At 70.9% G+C, this 17,686-nt stretch carries 15 protein-coding genes, 1 pseudogene and 1 riboswitch; of the genes and pseudogenes, 5 read left to right on the top strand and 11 right to left on the bottom strand.

Annotated elements, in window-relative coordinates; all coding sequences use genetic code 11:
• Window positions 1-742 precede the first annotated feature (742 nt).
• The 4 genes and pseudogenes from ACFY30_RS26375 (at window position 743) to ACFY30_RS26360 (ending at window position 4,289) form a co-directional block, all read left to right on the top strand.
• Entirely contained in the window at window positions 743-2,107 is a 1,365-nt protein-coding gene (locus tag ACFY30_RS26375; protein WP_390847594.1) for a hypothetical protein, read from the top strand.
• 128 nt (window positions 2,108-2,235) lie between these two features.
• Entirely contained in the window at window positions 2,236-2,655 is a 420-nt protein-coding gene (locus tag ACFY30_RS26370; protein ID WP_390847593.1) for a VOC family protein, read from the top strand.
• An 85-nt stretch (window positions 2,656-2,740) separates the two neighbouring features.
• Window positions 2,741-3,415 (top strand): annotated as a pseudogene (locus tag ACFY30_RS26365) (hypothetical protein).
• 163 nt (window positions 3,416-3,578) lie between these two features.
• Complete coding sequence (locus ACFY30_RS26360; RefSeq protein ID WP_390847592.1) at window positions 3,579-4,289, top strand: LAETG motif-containing sortase-dependent surface protein; 711 nt, start codon at window positions 3,579-3,581, stop codon at window positions 4,287-4,289.
• Between the two features lie 123 nt (window positions 4,290-4,412).
• On the opposite strand, the gene ACFY30_RS26355 is transcribed toward ACFY30_RS26360, so the two are convergent.
• The 5 genes from ACFY30_RS26355 to ACFY30_RS26335 all read right to left on the bottom strand — a co-directional run bounded on the left by ACFY30_RS26355 (window position 4,413) and on the right by ACFY30_RS26335 (window position 11,047).
• Window positions 4,413-5,435 carry an ABC transporter ATP-binding protein gene (locus ACFY30_RS26355; RefSeq protein WP_390847590.1) on the bottom strand — a complete coding sequence of 341 codons (1,023 nt, stop codon included), beginning with the start codon at window positions 5,433-5,435 and terminating at the stop codon, window positions 4,413-4,415.
• A complete protein-coding gene (locus tag ACFY30_RS26350) occupies window positions 5,435-7,105 on the bottom strand; it encodes an ABC transporter permease (RefSeq protein ID WP_390847589.1) in 1,671 nt (556 codons plus the stop codon). The genes ACFY30_RS26355 and ACFY30_RS26350 overlap by 1 nt, the downstream gene beginning before the upstream one ends.
• Window positions 7,081-8,163: a thiamine ABC transporter substrate binding subunit gene (locus ACFY30_RS26345; RefSeq protein ID WP_390847588.1), complete on the bottom strand. Its 1,083-nt coding sequence runs from the start codon at window positions 8,161-8,163 to the stop codon at window positions 7,081-7,083. The genes ACFY30_RS26350 and ACFY30_RS26345 overlap by 25 nt, the downstream gene beginning before the upstream one ends.
• Before the next feature lie 70 nt (window positions 8,164-8,233).
• A riboswitch (TPP riboswitch) is annotated at window positions 8,234-8,340 on the bottom strand.
• A gap of 26 nt (window positions 8,341-8,366) precedes the next feature.
• Entirely contained in the window at window positions 8,367-9,473 is a 1,107-nt protein-coding gene (gene rlmN / locus ACFY30_RS26340; protein ID WP_390661282.1) for a 23S rRNA (adenine(2503)-C(2))-methyltransferase RlmN, read from the bottom strand.
• Between the two features lie 296 nt (window positions 9,474-9,769).
• On the bottom strand, window positions 9,770-11,047 hold the full coding sequence (locus ACFY30_RS26335; protein WP_390847587.1) for an MFS transporter: 1,278 nt from the start codon (window positions 11,045-11,047) through the stop codon (window positions 9,770-9,772).
• Between the two features lie 495 nt (window positions 11,048-11,542).
• Between ACFY30_RS26335 and ACFY30_RS26330 the strand changes: the two genes are divergently transcribed.
• Window positions 11,543-11,992 (top strand): hypothetical protein, encoded by a 450-nt coding sequence (locus ACFY30_RS26330; protein ID WP_390847586.1) that lies wholly within the window; start codon window positions 11,543-11,545, stop codon window positions 11,990-11,992.
• A gap of 32 nt (window positions 11,993-12,024) precedes the next feature.
• On the opposite strand, the gene ACFY30_RS26325 is transcribed toward ACFY30_RS26330, so the two are convergent.
• The 6 genes from ACFY30_RS26325 to rpsB all read right to left on the bottom strand — a co-directional run bounded on the left by ACFY30_RS26325 (window position 12,025) and on the right by rpsB (window position 17,504).
• Window positions 12,025-12,474, bottom strand: a complete 450-nt coding sequence (locus ACFY30_RS26325) for an SRPBCC family protein (protein ID WP_390661285.1) — start codon at window positions 12,472-12,474, stop codon at window positions 12,025-12,027.
• A gap of 177 nt (window positions 12,475-12,651) precedes the next feature.
• Window positions 12,652-13,866, bottom strand: a complete 1,215-nt coding sequence (locus tag ACFY30_RS26320; RefSeq protein WP_390847585.1) for a phosphatidate cytidylyltransferase — start codon at window positions 13,864-13,866, stop codon at window positions 12,652-12,654.
• Window positions 13,866-14,423, bottom strand: a complete 558-nt coding sequence (frr, locus tag ACFY30_RS26315; RefSeq protein ID WP_390661287.1) for a ribosome recycling factor — start codon at window positions 14,421-14,423, stop codon at window positions 13,866-13,868. The genes ACFY30_RS26320 and frr overlap by 1 nt, the downstream gene beginning before the upstream one ends.
• 220 nt (window positions 14,424-14,643) lie before the next feature.
• Complete coding sequence (gene pyrH, locus ACFY30_RS26310; RefSeq protein ID WP_390847584.1) at window positions 14,644-15,402, bottom strand: UMP kinase; 759 nt, start codon at window positions 15,400-15,402, stop codon at window positions 14,644-14,646.
• Between the two features lie 185 nt (window positions 15,403-15,587).
• Window positions 15,588-16,424 carry a translation elongation factor Ts gene (gene tsf / locus ACFY30_RS26305; protein WP_390847583.1) on the bottom strand — a complete coding sequence of 279 codons (837 nt, stop codon included), beginning with the start codon at window positions 16,422-16,424 and terminating at the stop codon, window positions 15,588-15,590.
• Between the two features lie 177 nt (window positions 16,425-16,601).
• The gene (rpsB, locus tag ACFY30_RS26300; protein ID WP_390847581.1) at window positions 16,602-17,504 is read right to left on the bottom strand and encodes a 30S ribosomal protein S2; all 903 of its coding nucleotides are present in this window, start codon (window positions 17,502-17,504) and stop codon (window positions 16,602-16,604) included.
• Between the last annotated feature and the right edge of the window lie 182 nt (window positions 17,505-17,686).

Here is a 17,686-nt window from a genome sequence, read left to right as displayed (position 1 = left end):
GCCAGGCCGAGCTGAAGGGCCAGGAGACCGAGCTGGAAGCCCGGAGGCCCGAGCAGGACGGCCGGGGCGCCGAGACGCACAGCCGGACTGGCGGGCCACACCTCCAAGGGGCCGCGTCAGAGGGCCGGTGGCCAGATCCGCACGGCCGGATGAGCGAGCCGGACGGCCAAGAGGCGGGCTCAGACGGGCGCGGGAGTGAGCCGCAGCACCACGAGGTCGCGTCAGAGGCCCGCGGGGCCGAGCCGCACGGCCGGACGGCCACGCCGGACGGCCGACAGCTCGAACCGCACAGCCAAGGGGCCGGACCGGAACGCCCGAGTGCCAGGCCAGACGGCCGCGGGAACGCACCGCAACACCACGGGACCCCAGCCCCAGAACTCCGGGAAGCCACGCAGGAAGACCGGCCGACCGAGCCACTCGGCCGACTGGCCGGCCCGGAACACCTGAGTGCCAGGCCAGACGGCCGCGGGAACGCACCGCAACACCACAGGACCCCAGCCCCAGAACTCCGGGAAGCCACGCAAGAAGACCGGCCGACCGAGCCACTCGGCCGGGAAGCCGGGCCGGAACGCCGCAGGAGCGCCGCGGACTGCCGCGGGAGCGGCCCGGGCGGGGCCGGGTCGGAACGGCGCGGGCGCGACGCGGACCGCCGCGGGAGCGGCCCGGGCGGGCTGACGGACGAGGCGGACGGTCGGGGGGAGCCGCGGGGGCAGGGAGCCGAACCGGAAGGTCAGGGGGCCACGTGCTCGCTCTCCGCCTGACCCGCAGCGCCCACCCCGCCGTCCAGCTGCGCCGTCTGCTGGTCGCGGCGGCCTCGGCGGCCACCGGTTTCCTTCTCCTCTCCACCCTCGGCAACGCCCTGACCCACCCCGAGGCCTCGCCGGCCTCCCTCCTCCGCCTGGCCTGGTGCGCGGTACCGCTGGCCGCGACGGTCCACCTCGCCCTCGCGGTCGCCCGCACCGACCCCGGCACCCGGCCCCGCCCCGGCCTGGCGGCCATCGGTCTGGGCCCGGCCCGTCTGATGGCCGTCTCGGCCACCACTACGGCCCTGTCCACCCTCCTCGGCTCGATGCTGGCCCTCCTCCTCTTCCTCCACCTGCGCGGCGACCTCACGGGCATGCCCTTCGACGGGGCGGCAGCGGACTTCCTGGCGGCGGAGCATCCCCTGCCGCTGCCGGCGGCGCTGACCCTGCTGTCGCTGGTCCCGGTCACGGCGTCGGTGTCGGTGGCCCTGATGCTCCGCCCCCGCGACACCCTCCTGGCAGCGCAGTCGGCCCCCGGGCTCCTCGGCCGCTTCGGCGGCATCGGCGGGATCGGCACCATCGGCGGCGGCCGTGGACCGGGGGACCGCTTCGGGACGTACGGGCGGTTCGGCAGCCGCACGGCCCAGCCCGCGCCCCCAGCGCAAGCCGCGGACCCAGCCCCGACCACCGCCCCCGCCGACGGCACCCAGCACACCCCGCCCCGTCCGCCCGACCTCACCCCCCACGACCCCTCGCCCCTCAACCCCACCGCCCTCCCCTGGGGCGCCGCCCTCCTGGCCACCGGGCTGGCGGTGGAGGGCTACGCCAGCCGCACCTCCACCGCCGCCGACCTCACCCTCCCCACCGGCCTGCCCACCGCCCCCACGGCGGTCCTCCTCGGCTGGACCCTCACCGCGCTCGGTCTGGCCCTGGCGGGCCCCGGCCTCACCCACCTCTGCGGCCGCCTCCTGCAGACCGCCCGCCCCGGCGCGCTGCGCCTGCTCGCGGGCCGCGGCCTCATGCAGGAGGCCTCCCGCATCGGCAGCCCCCTGGGCGTGGTCTGCGCGGTGGCCTCGGGCGCGTACGCGGTGGCCGCCCTGTACGACCCCGCCGACCCCTCCTCCGGTCCCCTCACCGCCCTCGGCGCCTCGGTCGTGGCGGGCTGTACGGTCGCCACGCTCCTCACGGCCGCCGTGGAGGCCCGGCAGGCCCGCGCCGACACCACCGCCGCCCTGCGCCGCCTCGGCGCCCCCACCAGGACGCTGCGCACCGCGGCCGCGCTGCGCACCGGCGCCCTGCTGAGCCTCTTCGTCCCGCTGACCCTGGTGGTGGCGGAATTGGCGTCGCTCCCGCTGGCCCGCTGAGGAACGCGCACCGGAAGCCCGTAGGAAAAAGATCGCGGGCACCGATGAGTTCCGCGCGGCCCCCCGGTCTACCCCACCGAACAGCACGCACGAGACGCACACCCGCATCCACCCGATGGGAGAGACCGATGACCGCCCCCGCCTACCAGCAGATGATCTTCGTCAACCTGCCCGTGAACGACCTCGACGCCTCGAAGAAGTTCTTCACGGAACTGGGCTACTCGATCAACCCGCAGTTCAGCGACGACAACGCGGCCTCCGTGGTCATCAGCGAGACGATCGTCGCGATGCTGCTCACCAAGCCGTTCTACTCGACCTTCACCAAGAAGGAGATCGCGGACGCCACGAAGACCAGCGAGGTCCTGATCGCGCTGAGCGCCGAGAGCCGCGAGAAGGTCGACGAACTGGTCGACCGGGCGCTGTCGCTCGGCGGCTCGGCCAGTGGCGAGACGCAGGACATGGGCTTCATGTACGGCCGTTCCTTCGACGACCTCGACGGTCACACCTGGGAGGTCGTCTGGATGGACCCGGCGGCCATCGAGAGCTGACCCTCCTCCCACCGGGCGGTGCCTGGCATGGGGGGTGCATCCGACGACACCCGCCCAGCCGTTCGACGGTTCCCACGACCGTGAGATCGAGTCCCGCGGGGACCCCCATCGCGTCCAGGCCGTCGACCTGACGGACCGTACGGCCGCCCTGCTCGCCCTGGACACCTCGGGCGCCGGGTTGCGGCAGACGAAGTCCGACGGCGACGTCTTCGGCTCGATGCTCCGCTCCCTCCACGACGAAGCCGTCTCGGACGCGCTCGACGAACTGCTCGTCGGGGCACGGGTGGTGGGCGACGGTGGAGGGCGGACACGCCATGGCGCGCGGCACGGAGGCGTACGCCGGCGCGGCCCGCTCGGCCGTGGACTCGCCCGCGCCGGGCGCACGGTGTCGACCGTAGCCGGCCCCGGCACGATGGAGGCGGCGAACCTGGGCCCGTACTCCGCCCCGTTCCACGGCGGGATGCTCACCGACGCCCCGCGGCTCCGGTGCGCGCGAACTGGCCCGGCGGCGCCCGGCGGAAAGCCCCCTGCGACGACGGCCCGCCGGCCCGTCGCAACGCCGGAGTGGTCTTTCTGCCGGGCGCCGCCGGGACCGTACGGGAGATCTTCGACAACAGCGGACCGGACGCACTGGACGGAACGGCTGCCCGCGTGGCCGCTCTTGCGCTCACTCGCCCGGGAGCGGTCGAGGGAGTCCCGTATCGCCCTCGTTGACCGGATCGAGGAGGCTCCGGGGGCGTTGAAACGTCTCGGTGGTTAATAAGCGGGCAAAGCCAATGACTCCGAGGCGTCCCCGCATTGACACTTCTTATGGAACGCTTATAGACCTGTGAGCCTGCTGGGGATGGTGACGCACTCGGCATCACCGGGGGCGCCATCTCCCCCTCCACCCCCCGCAGTTGCGCTTCCCGTAAAGGACAAACGTGTCCCTTTCCCGCCGTACCGCCGCCCGTTCGGTGCGTTTCCTCGGCGTCACCGCCGCCTCCGCCGCCCTCGCGTTCAGTGCCGCCGGCACCGCGCTGGCCAGCGAGATAGGTGAGTTCTCCGCGGCAGCCGGCTGTGACGGCGCCAAGGGCGTCATCACCGTCACCGACAAGGACCCGTCGGGCACCCCGGCCGTCGTCACCGTGTTCCTCGAGAACAACGGCGCCGACCTCAGGCAGGTCGGCGAGCAGACGGTCGAGGGGTCCAAGAAGGGCGTCACCATCGCCTTCACCGAGGACTGGGCGCCCAACGCCGTCTACCGGATCCACGTCAAGGCCACCAAGAACAGCAAGGTCCTGGTCGACGAGGACATCGCCGGCAACCTGACCACCCCGGCCGAGGCCTGCGAGGCCGACGACGCCTCCACCCCCTCCACCTCGCCCTCGGAGTCGGAGCCGGAGTCCGGGAAGCCGTCGGACTCCGCCTCGGCCCCGGCCGACACCGCGTCGCCGAGCCCCTCGGACTCCGCGGACGACGGCGCCGCGCCGTCCGCGAGCAACGCCCCGTCACCCGCGGCCCAGGAGTCCAACCTCGCCGAGACCGGCGCCTCCAACACCGGCCTGATCGCCGGCATCGCGGCCCTGCTGGTCGTCATCGGCGGCGGCGCGGTCTTCTTCGGCATGCGCCGCCGCGGCTCCAGCAACCGCTGAGCCACGCGCCATCAGCGTTCCCGCCGTAGGCGAGCCCGCCCCTGTGCATCAGGAGGGGCGGGCTCAGGCAACGGGGCCGCGTTCACCCGCCCGTACCAGCGCTGCACCCCAGGCGCGCGCCCGTCAGCCGAGCACCGCGGTTTCCGTCGGGTCGAAGGTCACTCCGACCGCGGCGCCGACCTCCGGCGCCTCGCGCAGGGGGCAGGCGGCCTCCAGTCGCGGTGCGCCCTCCGGCTGGAGGTGGACGGCGACATGGGTGCCCTTGAAGGTGCGGGCGGCGACCGTGCAGCGCAGGCCCTCGTCGGCGTCGGTCAGGCGTACTCCGGCGGGGCGGACGAGCAGCGTGCGCGGCCCCTGCGGGGAGCTGTCCGGCACCGGCACCTTGCCCCAGGGCGTGACCGCGACCTCGCCGGCCACCGTCGCCTCCACCACGTTCTCGAAGCCGAGGAAGCGGGCGACGAACGCGTCGGCGGGCCGCTGCCACACCTCAAGGGGCGTACCGGACTGGGCGATCCGCCCGTCCCGCATCACCACGACCCGGTCGGCGAGCGCGAACGCCTCGCCCTGGTCATGGGTGACCGCGAGGACCGTGGTGCCCAACCGCCCGAAGAGCTCCCTCAGTTCGACGACCAGCCGCTCCCGCAGTGAACGGTCCAGCTGGCCGAGCGGCTCGTCCAGCATCAGCAGCCGCGGCCGGGGCGCCAGCGCACGGGCCAGCGCGACCCGCTGCTGCTCACCGCCGGACAGCGCGGCGACGGCCCGGCGGCCGGCGCCGGGCAGACCGACGAGGTCGAGCAACTCCCGCACCCGCTGCTCCTGTTCCTTCCTGGAGGCGCCGTGCATGCGCAGCCCGAAGGCCACATTGCCGCCGACGTCCCGCTGCGGGAAGAGCTGATGGTCCTGGAACATCAGCCCGAGCTCCCGCCGGTGCGCGGGCACCCCCGCCTGGTCCCGCCCGTCGAGCGAGACACGCCCGGCATCCAGGGGCTGCAGCCCGGCGACCGCCCGCAGCAGCGTCGACTTGCCGCTGCCGCTCGGCCCGAGCACACACACCACCTCGTGCTCGGCGACCCCCAGGTCCACGGCGTCGAGCACCGCCCGTCCACCGAACCGCACGGTGGCACGCTCCAGTTCGAGCAGTGGCATCAGAACTCCCCCGTCCGGTCGGTCCGCAACCGCTCCAGCACCAGCAGGGCCACCGCGCACACCACCATCAGAATCGTCGACAGGGCCATCGCCTGCCCGTAGTTGAGCTCGCCGGCCCGCCCCAGCAGCCGCGCCACCGCCACCGGCAGCGTCGGGTTGTCGGGCCGCGCGATGAACACGGTCGCCCCGAACTCCCCCAGCGACACCGCGAAGGCGAACCCGGCCGCGACGAGCAGCGCCCGCCGCACCATCGGCAGGTCCACCTCCCGCCACACCCGCCAGGGCGACGCCCCGAGCACGGCCGCGGCCTCCCGCAGCCGCTGGTCCACCGCCCGCAGCACGGGCAGCATGATCCGTACGACGAAGGGGACCCCGACCAGCGCCTGGGCGAGCGGGACGAGGATCCAGCTGCTCCGCAGGTTCAGCGGGGGCTCGTCCAGCGCGATCAGGAACCCGAAGCCGACGGTCACCGCCGACACGCCCAGCGGCAGCATCAGCAGCGCGTCGAAGCCCCGGACGAGCCGTCCCGCGTCCCGCCGGGTGAGCGCGGCCGCGGCCAGGCCGCCGATCACCACCGCGATCGCGGTCGCGGCGGCGGCGTACTCCAGCGAGTTGCCGATCGCCTCGATCGGCGGGACGAGGAAGACGTTCCCGTCCTCGCTGGTCAGCGCCCGGTAGTAGGCGAAGTCCGGCGCGTCCAGGGACCGCTGCACCAGCACGGCGAGGGGCAGCACCAGCAGCACGGCGATGCTCGCGAGCACCCCGGCCAGCAGCGCCCACTGCCCGGCCCCGCGCGGCCGTCGGGCGGTCAGGTTCGCGTCCACCAGCCGCAGCGCGCTCTCCCGGCGCCGTACGGTCCACGCGTGCACGGCGAGGATCGCGCCCACGGCCGCGAACTGGACGATCGTCAGCACCGCGGCGGTGGAGAGGTCGAAGATCTCGGAGGTCTGGCGGTAGATCTCCACCTCGAGGGTGGAGAAGGTGGGCCCGCCGAGGATCTGGACCACACCGAAGGAGGTGAAGGTGAAGAGGAAGACCATCAGCGCCGCGGCGGCCACGGCCGGCCCGAGGGCGGGCAGGGTGACCGTGCGCCAGGCGCGCAGGCGGGACGCGCCCAGCGTCCGCGCGGCCTCCTCCTGCCGCGGGTCGAGCTGCGCCCACAGTCCGCCCACGGTCCGTACGACGACCGCGTAGTTGAAGAAGACATGGGCGAGCAGGATCGCCCACACGGTCGTGTCCAGGCGTACGCCCCACAGCTCGTCGAGCAGTCCGCCGCGTCCCACGAGCGCGAGGAACGCCGTGCCGACGACGACCGTCGGCAGCACGAACGGGACCGTCACCACGGCCCGCAGCACCTGTTTGCCGGGGAAGTCGAGGCGCGCGAAGACATACGCGCCCGGCAGCGCCACCAGCAGGGTGAGCGCGGTGGAGGCGAACGCCTGCCAGGTGGTGAACCACAGGACGTGCCGGATGTCGGACTGGCCCAGGACGTCGGCCAGCCGTCCGAACCGCCACACCCCGTCGGTCCTCAGCCCGCGCGCCACGATCGCGGCGACGGGGTAGGCGAAGAAGAGCCCGAAGAACGCGACGGGCAGGGCCATCAGCCCGAGCCGCGCCGCGTTCCCGGACCGCTTCCCGGCGGGGACTACTTCAGTACGAGCGAGGTCCACGACTTGACCCACTGGTCGCGATGGCCGGCGATCTTCGCCGGGTCCATGGTCTCGGGGTCCTCGGCGGCGGGCCCGTACTGCGTGAACTCGGCGGGCACGCCCGCGCCCTTCACCACCGGGTAGACGAACATGTTGAGCGGCATGTCCTCCTGGAACTTCTTCGTGATCAGGAAGTCGATGAGCGCCTTGCCGCCCGCGCTGTTGCGCGCGTTGCTCAGCAGCCCGGCGAACTCGACCTGCCGGAAGCAGGTGCCGGTCGCGACGCCGGTGGGCGCGGTGCTCGGCTTCGGGTCGCCGTAGATGACCTCGGCGGGCGGCGAGGAGGCGTACGACACGACGAGCGGCCGGTCCGCCTTGGCCTTCTTGCCGCCGGCCGAGCCGGAGAACTCCTCGTTGTACGCCTGCTCCCAGCCGTCGACCACCTTCACGCCGTTGGCCTTGAGCTGCTTCCAGTAGCCCTCCCAGCCGTCGTCCCCGTACCGGGCGGCCGTGCCGAGCAGGAAGCCGAGGCCGGGCGAGGAGGTGGAGGCGTTCTCGGTGACGAGGAGGTTCTTGTACGCGGGCTTGACCAGGTCGGCGAAGGTGGCCGGCGGGGCCAGCTCGTGGTCGGCGAAGTACTTCTTGTCGTAGTTGACGCAGATGTCGCCGTAGTCGATGGGCGTGACCCGGTGCTTGCCGGAGTCCAGCTGGTACGCGCTGCCGACCTGGTCGAGCCCCTTGGCCTCGTAGGACTGGAACAGACCGTTGTCGAGGGCGCGGGAGAGCAGGGTGTTGTCGACGCCGAAGAAGACGTCGCCCTGAGGGTTGTCCTTGGTGAGGACGGCCTTGTTGACGGCCTGCCCGGCGTCGCCGTCCGTGAGGACCTTGACCTTGTACCCGGACTCCTTCTCGAAGCCGGCGAGCACGCTCTTGGAGACGGCCCACGAGTCGTGGCTGACGAGGGTGACGGTCTTGGAACCGCTGTTCGACGCGCTGTCGTCGGACGACTCCGTACCGCACGCGGACAGTGTGACGAGACCGAGGCCGACGGCGGCGGCCACGAACGTCCTGGTGTGCACTGGTTTTCCTCCTGGGGTTGACCAGGAAGAGACGCGGCCCCGCCCGGGGCGGCCGGGCGGGGCACAACAGCTTGAGCGATGACCGAACTTCCTACCCAGAATGACCTGGGCAAGGTTCAGAGGGTCTGCGGCCTGGTGCCGCACTCTCAGCGCTGTGGCGCTCCCCTGTCGGAATATGAAGATGTACTGGTACTGAGGTCAGACTACCGCTCGGTGGCCGCGAGCTGACCGCACGCCCCGTCGATCTCCTGGCCGCGGGTGTCCCGGATGGTGACGGGCACCCCGTGCGCCGCGATGGCCTCGACGAACGCCTTCTCGTCCTCGGGCCGCGACGCGGTCCACTTCGACCCGGGGGTCGGGTTGAGCGGGATGAGGTTGACGTGCACGGGCCGGCCCTTGAGCAGTCGCCCGAGCCGGTCGCCTCGCCAGGCCTGGTCGTTGATGTCCCGGATGAGGGCGTACTCGATGGACAGCCGGCGGCCCGACTTCTCGGCGTACTCGAAGCCGGCGTCGAGCACCTCGCGCACCTTCCACCGCGTGTTCACGGGGACGAGGGTGTCGCGCAGCTCGTCGTCCGGCGCGTGCAGCGAGATGGCGAGACGGCACTTGAAGCCCTCGTCGGAGAACCGGTGGATGGCGGGCACGAGCCCGACCGTCGACACGGTGATCCCGCGCTGCGAGAGCCCGAGCCCGTCCGGCGCCGGATCGGTGAGCGCCCGGACGGCTCCGACGACCCGCTTGTAGTTGGCGAGGGGCTCGCCCATCCCCATGAACACGATGTTGGACAGCCGGGCGGGCCCACCGGGGACCTCCCCGTCCCGCAGGGCCCGCATCCCGTCGACGATCTGGTGCACGATCTCGGCGGTGGACAGATTCCGGTCGAGCCCCGCCTGCCCGGTGGCGCAGAACGGGCAGTTCATCCCGCACCCCGCCTGCGAGCTGATGCACATGGTCACCCGGTCCGGGTACCGCATCAGCACCGACTCCACGAGCGTCCCGTCGAACAGCCGCCACAGCGTCTTGCGGGTGGTGCCCTGGTCGGTGGACAGGTGCCGTACGACGGTCATCAGATCCGGCAGCAGAGCGTCCCGCAGCTTCTCCCGCGCCCCGGCGGGGATGTCGGTCCACTCCGCGGGGTCGTGCGCGTACCGCGCGAAGTAGTGCTGCGAGAGCTGCTTGGCACGGAACGGCTTCTCACCGATCTCCGCGACCGCTTCCTTCCGCTCGGCCGGCGAGAGGTCGGCAAGGTGCCGCGGCGGCTTCTTGGCTCCGCGGGGGGCGACGAAAGTGAGTTCTCCGGGCTTAGGCATGGCTGTACCAGTGTCGCAGATCGATTTCTGTGACCTGCGCCGCGAGCCAGGTGGAGCCGCTTCGCCCTGGCACCCGAGGCTGAGCAGGGCTTCGCCCGCCCGCGCCGCACCTGGGCAGGGAACTCCGTAAGCCCACCGGCCTTTCCCGGATCAAGGCATGTGGAGGGCCTCTCCGCCTGTTCCAGGACGTGGCCGGCGTCAGCGCAGGAGCGGGCCGGCGGTGCGACCAGCGGCCACCGCTGAGCCGTCGGTGACCTTCGCCCACTGACGGTCAACGGTGGCCGCAGCCCTGTGTGCTAGTCCGTCACATCGGCGGTCTCGGCCGCGCCGGCGGTCTGCTGCTGTGGAAGCGCACCCGCCGGCGGCGCCTGCCGCACGGCCCGGTTGGCGGTGGTGAGGAGGGCCAGGATGAGCAGCCATGCTCCGCAGAGCCAGACCAGCGGCTCGGCACCCAGTGCGGTGATCAGCGCGCCGCCTGCGAGCGTGCCGATCGACAAGGCGCCCGTGGTGAGCGTGGAGACCGCGCTCGTAGCGCGGCCCCGCAGCTCATCGGGAGTGATGGCCAGCTGGTGGGTGGTCATGGCCACCGCATAGACCGGGGCCACCAGCGACTCGGCGGCCGCGACCGCAGCCAGCAGCAGCGGGTTGGGCGCGAGCGCGTACAGCGGGAACATCAATGCCTCCAGCCACAGCATCACCACGGCGATCCGGCCCAGCGGGAAGCGGCGCGTGACCTTGTCCGAGACCAGTGCCCCCGCCATGGCACCGACCGCCGCGCCGCTGAAGATGACGCCGATCCACAGCGGTGAGGCACCCACCTGTCGGGCGAGGGTGATGATCAACAGGTATCCGGCGCCGTATCGCACCTTGTCAGCGGCCGAGACCAGAGTGAGGAAGCGGATGACCGGCCGGCGCCAGAGCCAGCCGAGCCCCTCTCGGATCTCGGCGGTGAGTCGGGACGTCGTCCGCACGTCCTGCCGGTCCACTTGGAATCGAGCACGCATCAAGCGCAGCGACGCCGCGGACACCGCGAAGGAAACAGCGTTGACGGCGAACGGCACGGTCCGGCCGACGGAGTAGAGCGCACCGGCGAGTGAGGCTCCGAAGATGCCCACCGCGCCGGCGGCGGACTGCGAGTAGCCGAGCGCGGCGGACAACTGACGCGGACCGACCACGTTGGGCAACGCCGCTGTGTTCGCCACCTGGAAGAGAGTGGTCAGGATCCCGACAAGCACCGCTGTCGCATACAGCTGGGGCATGGCGAGCCTGTTCAGCCACAGCGCGATGGCGACGCCGGCGGTGAGCACGGCCCGGCCGAGCTCACACCAGATCATGGTGGCCTTACGGTCCCACCGGTCGACCAGGGCGCCGGCAATCAGACCGAACACCAGGAACGACAGGGTGCCAAGGCCGAGGACGAACCCGGCTTGGGCAGCCGACCCGGTGAGGGCCAGCACGATCAGCGGCAGGGCCATGAGATGAGCCTGGTCACCGATGGCAGAGACCAACTGGCCGCTCAGCAGCAGCGAGAAGTCCCGGTTCCGGAACAGACCGGGACCGCGAAGAGTATTCAAGGAAGTTACGCTCCGTGACAGATCAAGGACACACGAGTGACGTCGAAGCTGGTGTCCGAGCTAAGAAACACGGGGCGTAACAGTCATGCGTGAACCGTAGCCACGGCCCGGGCCGGAAGGCGATCGGTTTTGTGGACAGCCGGCCGGTCGGCGAGCTGACCAGAAGTCCCGCGGTCCGGAAGGAGTGGCCCGAACGCGCCGGGAGCTGGGCGTGATCGTCTCGGAGCTCGGAGCCGACCTGTCTGCCGCCGCACGAGTTGGGCGCGGTCCTGGGCCGAGCCGCGGGCCGCACCAGTCCCGTAGTCGGTCTGCCGTCGCCCCCTCGCCCCCGGACGGCCCGTCCCCGCGCTGCCGCGAGCGGTGTCACGCGCGCGGCGTATTCGAATTCCCTATTTCTGGAGATTGCGGAGCAGGAAAAGGCGTAGCTGAAAATCACGGAGCGAGAAAATATACGCCTCGGCGCGGGTTGCGATCAGCGAACACCAAGGAGCAGTTTTGGCGATCGGCAGCCGAATGAATCGGCGGCTCAGGGCAACTCCGGTGAAGAAACGAGGGCACATGCCTGTCATCGTGGACAAGTACATCACTGTTGCGGAATGGAACACCGACGTCGACACCAACGTGCACCTCAAGAACGGCGACTGGGTCGACATCAGTGCGAGCGGAAGCATCTGGGCCGGCGTCTGGTTCACCGGCGAGAACGGCCCCAACGGCTGGGCGGGCTGGAGCGCCGGCAATGACAGCCCTCTTCCGGGTGCCGCGCCGTTCAGTCTGCTCGGCAAGACCGCGGAGGACGGCTACTTCTTCGTCGGCACCTCCCTTCGGCGCACCTATCGGAACGAGAGCCTCGGCCCGGGAGAAACACGCCTGGCCCTCCGCATCAACGACAACAAACCCGGGAACGGATCCGGCGCCTTTTCGGTGCGGATCCAGGTCTGGCGATAATCGACGGCGACGCCGGCAGAGCAGGAGTCTCCCTATGCCGTCCCGTGCTCCAGCCGGTCCTTCAGCAGCCGTTCGTTGAGCGGCAGCTCCTTGCGGATCTGGGGCCGGACGACCAGGGGGAGCAGGACCTTGCCCATGCCCTTGCCCTCGAAGTCGAGCTCCATGGTCACGCGGGAGCGGCGGCCGTCGTCGAGCGGGTCGATCTCGCCGTGGACATGGCCGCGGATGGGGCCGTCGACTCCCTGCATGCCCCAGGCGTGCGGGGGGTCGCACTCGGTGTACTCCATGGTCATCGGGATGTCCCGGCGCCCGACGTGCCGTGTGATGCGCACCCGGGAGCCGACCCCGACGGGCCCGGAGTCGAGCGGCTCGGCCGATACCGCGCTCGCCTGCCATTCGGGCAGATGGGACGGATCGATGAGGTACGCCCACACATCCTCGGGGCTGCGGTCGACGTCGATCGATTCACGGAAGCCGGACATGACGCCCGCCCCCTTTCAGGACGATCCCCCCTGGGAATCCCTGCGGAGAACGCGTAACGCCGGGAAAAGTCCTCCTGGAGCAATCGTCCCACTCGCCGGCCCGCCGGGCCATGGCAGCGGGCCCCCGCCCCGGGTGACCGGGACGGGGGCCCGCGGGCCTCGGGTACGGGCCGCCGGTCAGCCGGACCCGACGAACAGCACGAGCAGCAGCCAGACGACCGGAGCCGTCGGCAGGAGGGAGTCCAGGCGGTCCATGATGCCGCCGTGGCCCGGGAGCAGCGTGCCCATGTCCTTGATGCCCAGGTCCCGCTTGATCATGGACTCGCCGAGGTCGCCGAGCGTGGCGCTGGCCGCGACCGCGAGGCCGAGCAGCAGGCCCTGCCACCAGGTGCCGTCCTCGATCAGGAACTCCATGCACAGCGCGCCCACGGCCATCGCGAACGACACCGCGCCCAGCAGGCCCTCGCGGGTCTTGCCGGGGCTGATGCGCGGAGCGAGCTTGTGCTTGCCGAAGCGCCAGCCGACAGCGTAGGCGCCGGTGTCGCTGACGACCGTGAGGAGCAGGAACGTCAGGACGCGCTGCGGGCCGTCGTCGGCGGTGAGCATCAGGGCGACGAAGGTGGCGAGGAACGGGACGTAGAAGGCCGCGAAGACGCCGGCCGTGACGTCCTTGAGGTAGCCCTCCGGCGGTTCCGTCATCCGCCAGACCAGGACCGCGAGAGCGGTCAGGGCCATGGCGACCCAGGCGCCCTCGGGTCCCCGCACATAGCCGGCGACGACCATCGCTGCGCCGCCGAGCGCGAGCGGCACGAGGGGTGCCTTGATCCCCTTGCGTTCCTGCAGCCTGCTGGTCAGCTCCCACAGGCCCACGACGACGGCGACGGCTATCACGCCGACGAACACGGCCTTGACGATGAACAGCGAGGCGACGATCACCACGCCGAGCCCGACCCCGACCCCTATGGCCGCGCCCAGGTCTCGGCCCGCGCTCTTCTTCTGCGGTGCGGGCGCGGGCTGCGGGGCGTCGGGCATGGGTTCCGGATTCTGCGGCACCGCCGCGGGGGGCTGTGCCGGCGTGGTCTCGTGGCGGAACGTCTCCGCGCGCAACGCCTCGTCGGGCGTTCCGGGGCGGTACGTCTCGTCTCGGAACGAGGGGCCGCCCAGCCGAGCGGCCCCCGGGTCGTCATCCTGGTTTCCGCCGTGTGCGGGTACGTCGGGGACGATGGGCATGGGGCGAGTCTGCTGCGCCTCAGGCGCATCGTACGCGGGACCCGCCGGGGCAGCCCCCTGGACAGGCCCCTGGTCGACGGGTCCCCAGTACCCGGGGTGTGCCCCGGTTCGTGAACCGGGCACCCCGGCTTGAGGCGGAGAGCCCCAGGAAGAGTCGTTCATCAGACCTCGAGCAGCTCCGCTTCCTTGTGCTTCAGGAGCTCGTCCACCTGGGCGACGTACTTCGCGGTGGTGTCGTCGAGCTCCTTCTCCGCACGGCGGCCCTCGTCCTCGCCGACCTCGCCGTCCTTGACGAGCTTGTCGATCGCGTCCTTGGCCTTGCGGCGCACGGAACGGATGGACACCCGGGAGTCCTCCGCCTTGCCCTTGGCGACCTTGATGTACTCCCGGCGGCGCTCCTCGGTGAGCTCGGGGAACACCACACGGATGATGTTGCCGTCGTTGCTCGGGTTGACGCCCAGGTCGGAGTCACGGATCGCCTGCTCGATGTTGCGCAGCGCCGTCTTGTCGAACGGGGTCACGACCGCCATGCGCGGCTCCGGCACGGAGAACGAAGCCAGCTGGTTGATCGGCGTCGGCGCGCCGTAGTAGTCGGCCACGATCTTGTTGAACATCGCCGGGTGCGCACGGCCGGTGCGGATCGCGGCGAAGTCCTCCTTGGCGACCACGACGGCCTTCTCCATCTTCTCCTCGGCCTCGAGGAGGGTCTCTTCGATCACCACTTGCTCCTGCGTGTCTTGAGTAAGGCCCGGCTGCGGTTCCCTGTCGGTGGCGGCGGCCGGCTGCGTCGCGTCTTCTTCCTGCACGGTTCCCGACCGGCAGGACATTGTCCATCCTCCGACCAGGGTCCGTCCCCCGGTCAGGTGTTGTCGTTCGAACCCGGAGTCCCTACCGGTCAGGAACCGGGGGCTTTCCGGTCAGGAACCGGGGGGTTTCCGGTCAGGCCCGGCTGCCCTGCTCACCCACAAGCGTGCCGATCTTCTCACCCTTGACGGCGCGAGCGATATTGCCCTCGGCCAGAAGCTCGAAGACGAGGATCGGGAGCTTGTTGTCGCGGCACAGGGTGATGGCGGTGGCGTCGGCGACCTTGAGGTCGCGTGTGATGACCTCGCCGTAGCCGAGGGCGTCGAACTTGACGGCCTCGGGGTTGGTCTTGGGGTCGGAGTCGTAGACGCCGTCCACGCCGTTCTTGCCCATCAGCAGCGCCTCGGCGTTGATCTCCAGGGCGCGCTGCGCGGCGGTGGTGTCGGTGGAGAAGTACGGCATGCCCATTCCGGCACCGAAGATGACCACACGGCCCTTCTCCAGGTGCCGTACCGCGCGCAGCGGGATGTACGGCTCGGCCACCTGCCCCATGGTGATGGCGGTCTGCACCCGGCTGTCGATGCCCTCCTTCTCCAGGAAGTCCTGGAGGGCGAGGCAGTTCATGACGGTGCCGAGCATGCCCATGTAGTCGGAGCGGGCTCGGTCCATGCCGCGCACCTGGAGTTCGGCGCCGCGGAAGAAGTTGCCGCCGCCGATGACGACCGCGATCTCCGCGCCGTCCCGGACCACGGCCGCGATCTCCCGGGCGATCTTGTGCACCACGTCGGGGTCCACGCCCAGGCCCCCGCCGCCGGAGAATGCCTCGCCGGACAGCTTCAGCAGAAACCGGCCGCGTACTTTGCCGTCGTCGCTCTTCTGGGCCTTGGTGGTCATGGGAGATCCCGCCTCTTTCACGTGGTGCACATGCGAAGAAGGCCATTGCCGGTGGGGTGTCCTGGGCAACCCATGCGCGGCAATGGCCTCCTCGTCAGATCTGCTGTCCGTCACGCGTGCGTGACGGCGTACGCGGACGACTTACGTCGACCCTATCGGGGTCGCGCGTCGATCGCGGTACGGACTCAGATGCCGACCTTGATGCGCGAGAAGCGCTTCAGGGTGACACCGGCCTCGTCCAGGACCTTCTGGACGGACTTCTTGTTGTCGAGCGCGTACGGCTGGCCGAGCAGCGTGGCGTCCTTGAAGAAGCCGTTGAGGCGACCCTCGACGATCTTGGCGATCGCGGCCTCGGGCTTGCCCTCGGCGCGGGTGGTCTCCTCGGCGATGCGACGCTCGGACTCGACGACCTCGGCCGGCACGTCGTCCTTGGAGAGGTACTTCGGCGCGAAGGCGGCGATGTGCTGGGCGACGCCCTTGGCGACCTCGGCGTTCGGCTTGTCCAGCTCGACGAGGACACCGATCTGCGGCGGCAGGTCGGGCATCGTGCGGTGCAGGTACGCGGAGACGAAACCGTCGGTGAACTGCGCGAAGCGGTCCAGGACGATCTTCTCGCCGAGGTTGGCGTTGGCCTCGTCCACGAACGCCTGGACGGTCTTGCCGGGCTCGATCTCGGAGGCGAGCAGCGCCTCGATGTCGGCCGGGGCGGTCTTGGCGACGTGCTCGGCGATGGCCTTGGCCACGGCCTGGAACTTCTCGCCCTTGGCGACGAAGTCCGTCTCGCACTTCAGCTCGACCAGGACACCGGAGGCGTTGTCGTCGGCGATGATCGCGACGACGGCGCCGTTCTCGGCGGAGCGGCCCTCGCGCTTGGCGACGCCCTTCTGGCCCTTGATGCGGAGCGCCTCGACGGCCTTCTCGACGTTGCCCTCGGCCTCGTCCAGCGCCTTCTTGCAGTCCATCATGCCGGCGCCCGTGAGCTCACGAAGCTTCTTGACGTCGGCGGCGGTGTAGTTCGCCATGAGTCTGTGAATCTTTCTCGAAGTCTGGAAGATCGAAGATCAGGGGATCGGCCGTTCCCTGCCGCTCCCGGTGGTCCCCATGGAGCGGGGGACGGCTGACACGCCACTGACCTACGGGTGAACGGCGGGGGCGGACTTCATGTCGCCGCCCCCGCCGTCAACCTTGACGCTGGACGGTCAGGCCTGCTCGGCGTCCGCGGCCGGGGCCTCGGCGGCCTCAGCGGCGGGGGCCTCGGCGGCGGCCTCGGCGGCGGGAGCCTCAGCAGCGGCCTCGGCAGCCGGGGCCGCCTCCTCGGTCTCCGCCTTCTTCTCGCCCTCGAGCAGGTCGCGCTCCCACTCGGCGAGCGGCTCGCTCGCGGCCTTCTCGCCCTTGTCGCCGGTGGCGACGCCGGAGCGGGCGATGAGGCCCTCGGCGACGGCGTCGGCGATCACACGGGTGAGCAGGGTGACGGAGCGGATCGCGTCGTCGTTGCCCGGGATCTTGTAGTCGACCTCGTCGGGGTCGCAGTTGGTGTCGAGGATGGCGACGACCGGGATGTTCAGCTTCCGGGCCTCGCCGACCGCGATGTGCTCCTTCTTGGTGTCCACGATCCAGACGGCGCTGGGAACCTTGGACATCTCACGGATACCACCGAGGGTCTTCTCCAGCTTGGCCTTCTCGCGCGAGAGCACGAGAAGCTCCTTCTTGGTCAGACCGGACGCGGCGACGTCCTCGAAGTCGATCTGCTCAAGCTCCTTGAGGCGCTGCAGACGCTTGTAGACGGTCGAGAAGTTGGTGAGCATGCCGCCCAGCCAGCGCTGGTTGACGTAGGGCATGCCGACGCGGGTGGCCTGCTCGGCGATGGCCTCCTGCGCCTGCTTCTTCGTGCCGACGAACATGACCGTGCCGCCGTGGGCCACGGTCTCCTTGACGAACTCGTAGGCGCGGTCGATGTACGACAGCGACTGGAGCAGGTCGATGATGTAGATGCCGTTGCGCTCGGTGAAGATGAAGCGCTTCATCTTCGGGTTCCAGCGACGGGTCTGGTGACCGAAGTGGACGCCGCTCTCCAGCAGCTCCCGCATCGTGACGACGGCCATGGCCGTTCTCCTTGGGTTTCTCGGTTGTGCCGCGGATGCCGGACGGCTCCCGCGCCTGACGCCCGCGGTGCGCCGAGCCACGAAGGACCGAGGGGCGCGGATACCGGAGGACCGGCCTGGGCCGGCTCCCGATACCGGGGCGTGCGAAGTCGACCCGGTGACCCGGATCGCCAGAAGAAGTG

It is taken from the genome of Streptomyces sp. NPDC000345, assembly GCF_042898825.1.
Classification (GTDB): domain Bacteria; phylum Actinomycetota; class Actinomycetes; order Streptomycetales; family Streptomycetaceae; genus Streptomyces.
The sequence above is the reverse complement of the archived record's forward strand: the minus strand, read 5'-3'. Positions and strand labels throughout refer to the sequence as shown.

Coding starts and splice junctions, on each gene's coding strand:
- rpsB (WP_390847581.1), bottom strand. CDS start 17,504: ATGGCCGTCGTCACGATGCGGGAGCTGCTGGAGAGCGGCGTCCACTTC.
- tsf (WP_390847583.1), bottom strand. CDS start 16,424: ATGGCGAACTACACCGCCGCCGACGTCAAGAAGCTTCGTGAGCTCACG.
- ACFY30_RS26355 (WP_390847590.1), bottom strand. CDS start 5,435: ATGCCACTGCTCGAACTGGAGCGTGCCACCGTGCGGTTCGGTGGACGG.
- ACFY30_RS26325 (WP_390661285.1), bottom strand. CDS start 12,474: ATGTCCGGCTTCCGTGAATCGATCGACGTCGACCGCAGCCCCGAGGAT.
- ACFY30_RS26370 (WP_390847593.1), top strand. CDS start 2,236: ATGACCGCCCCCGCCTACCAGCAGATGATCTTCGTCAACCTGCCCGTG.
- ACFY30_RS26320 (WP_390847585.1), bottom strand. CDS start 13,866: ATGAACGACTCTTCCTGGGGCTCTCCGCCTCAAGCCGGGGTGCCCGGT.
- rlmN (WP_390661282.1), bottom strand. CDS start 9,473: ATGCCTAAGCCCGGAGAACTCACTTTCGTCGCCCCCCGCGGAGCCAAG.
- pyrH (WP_390847584.1), bottom strand. CDS start 15,402: ATGACCACCAAGGCCCAGAAGAGCGACGACGGCAAAGTACGCGGCCGG.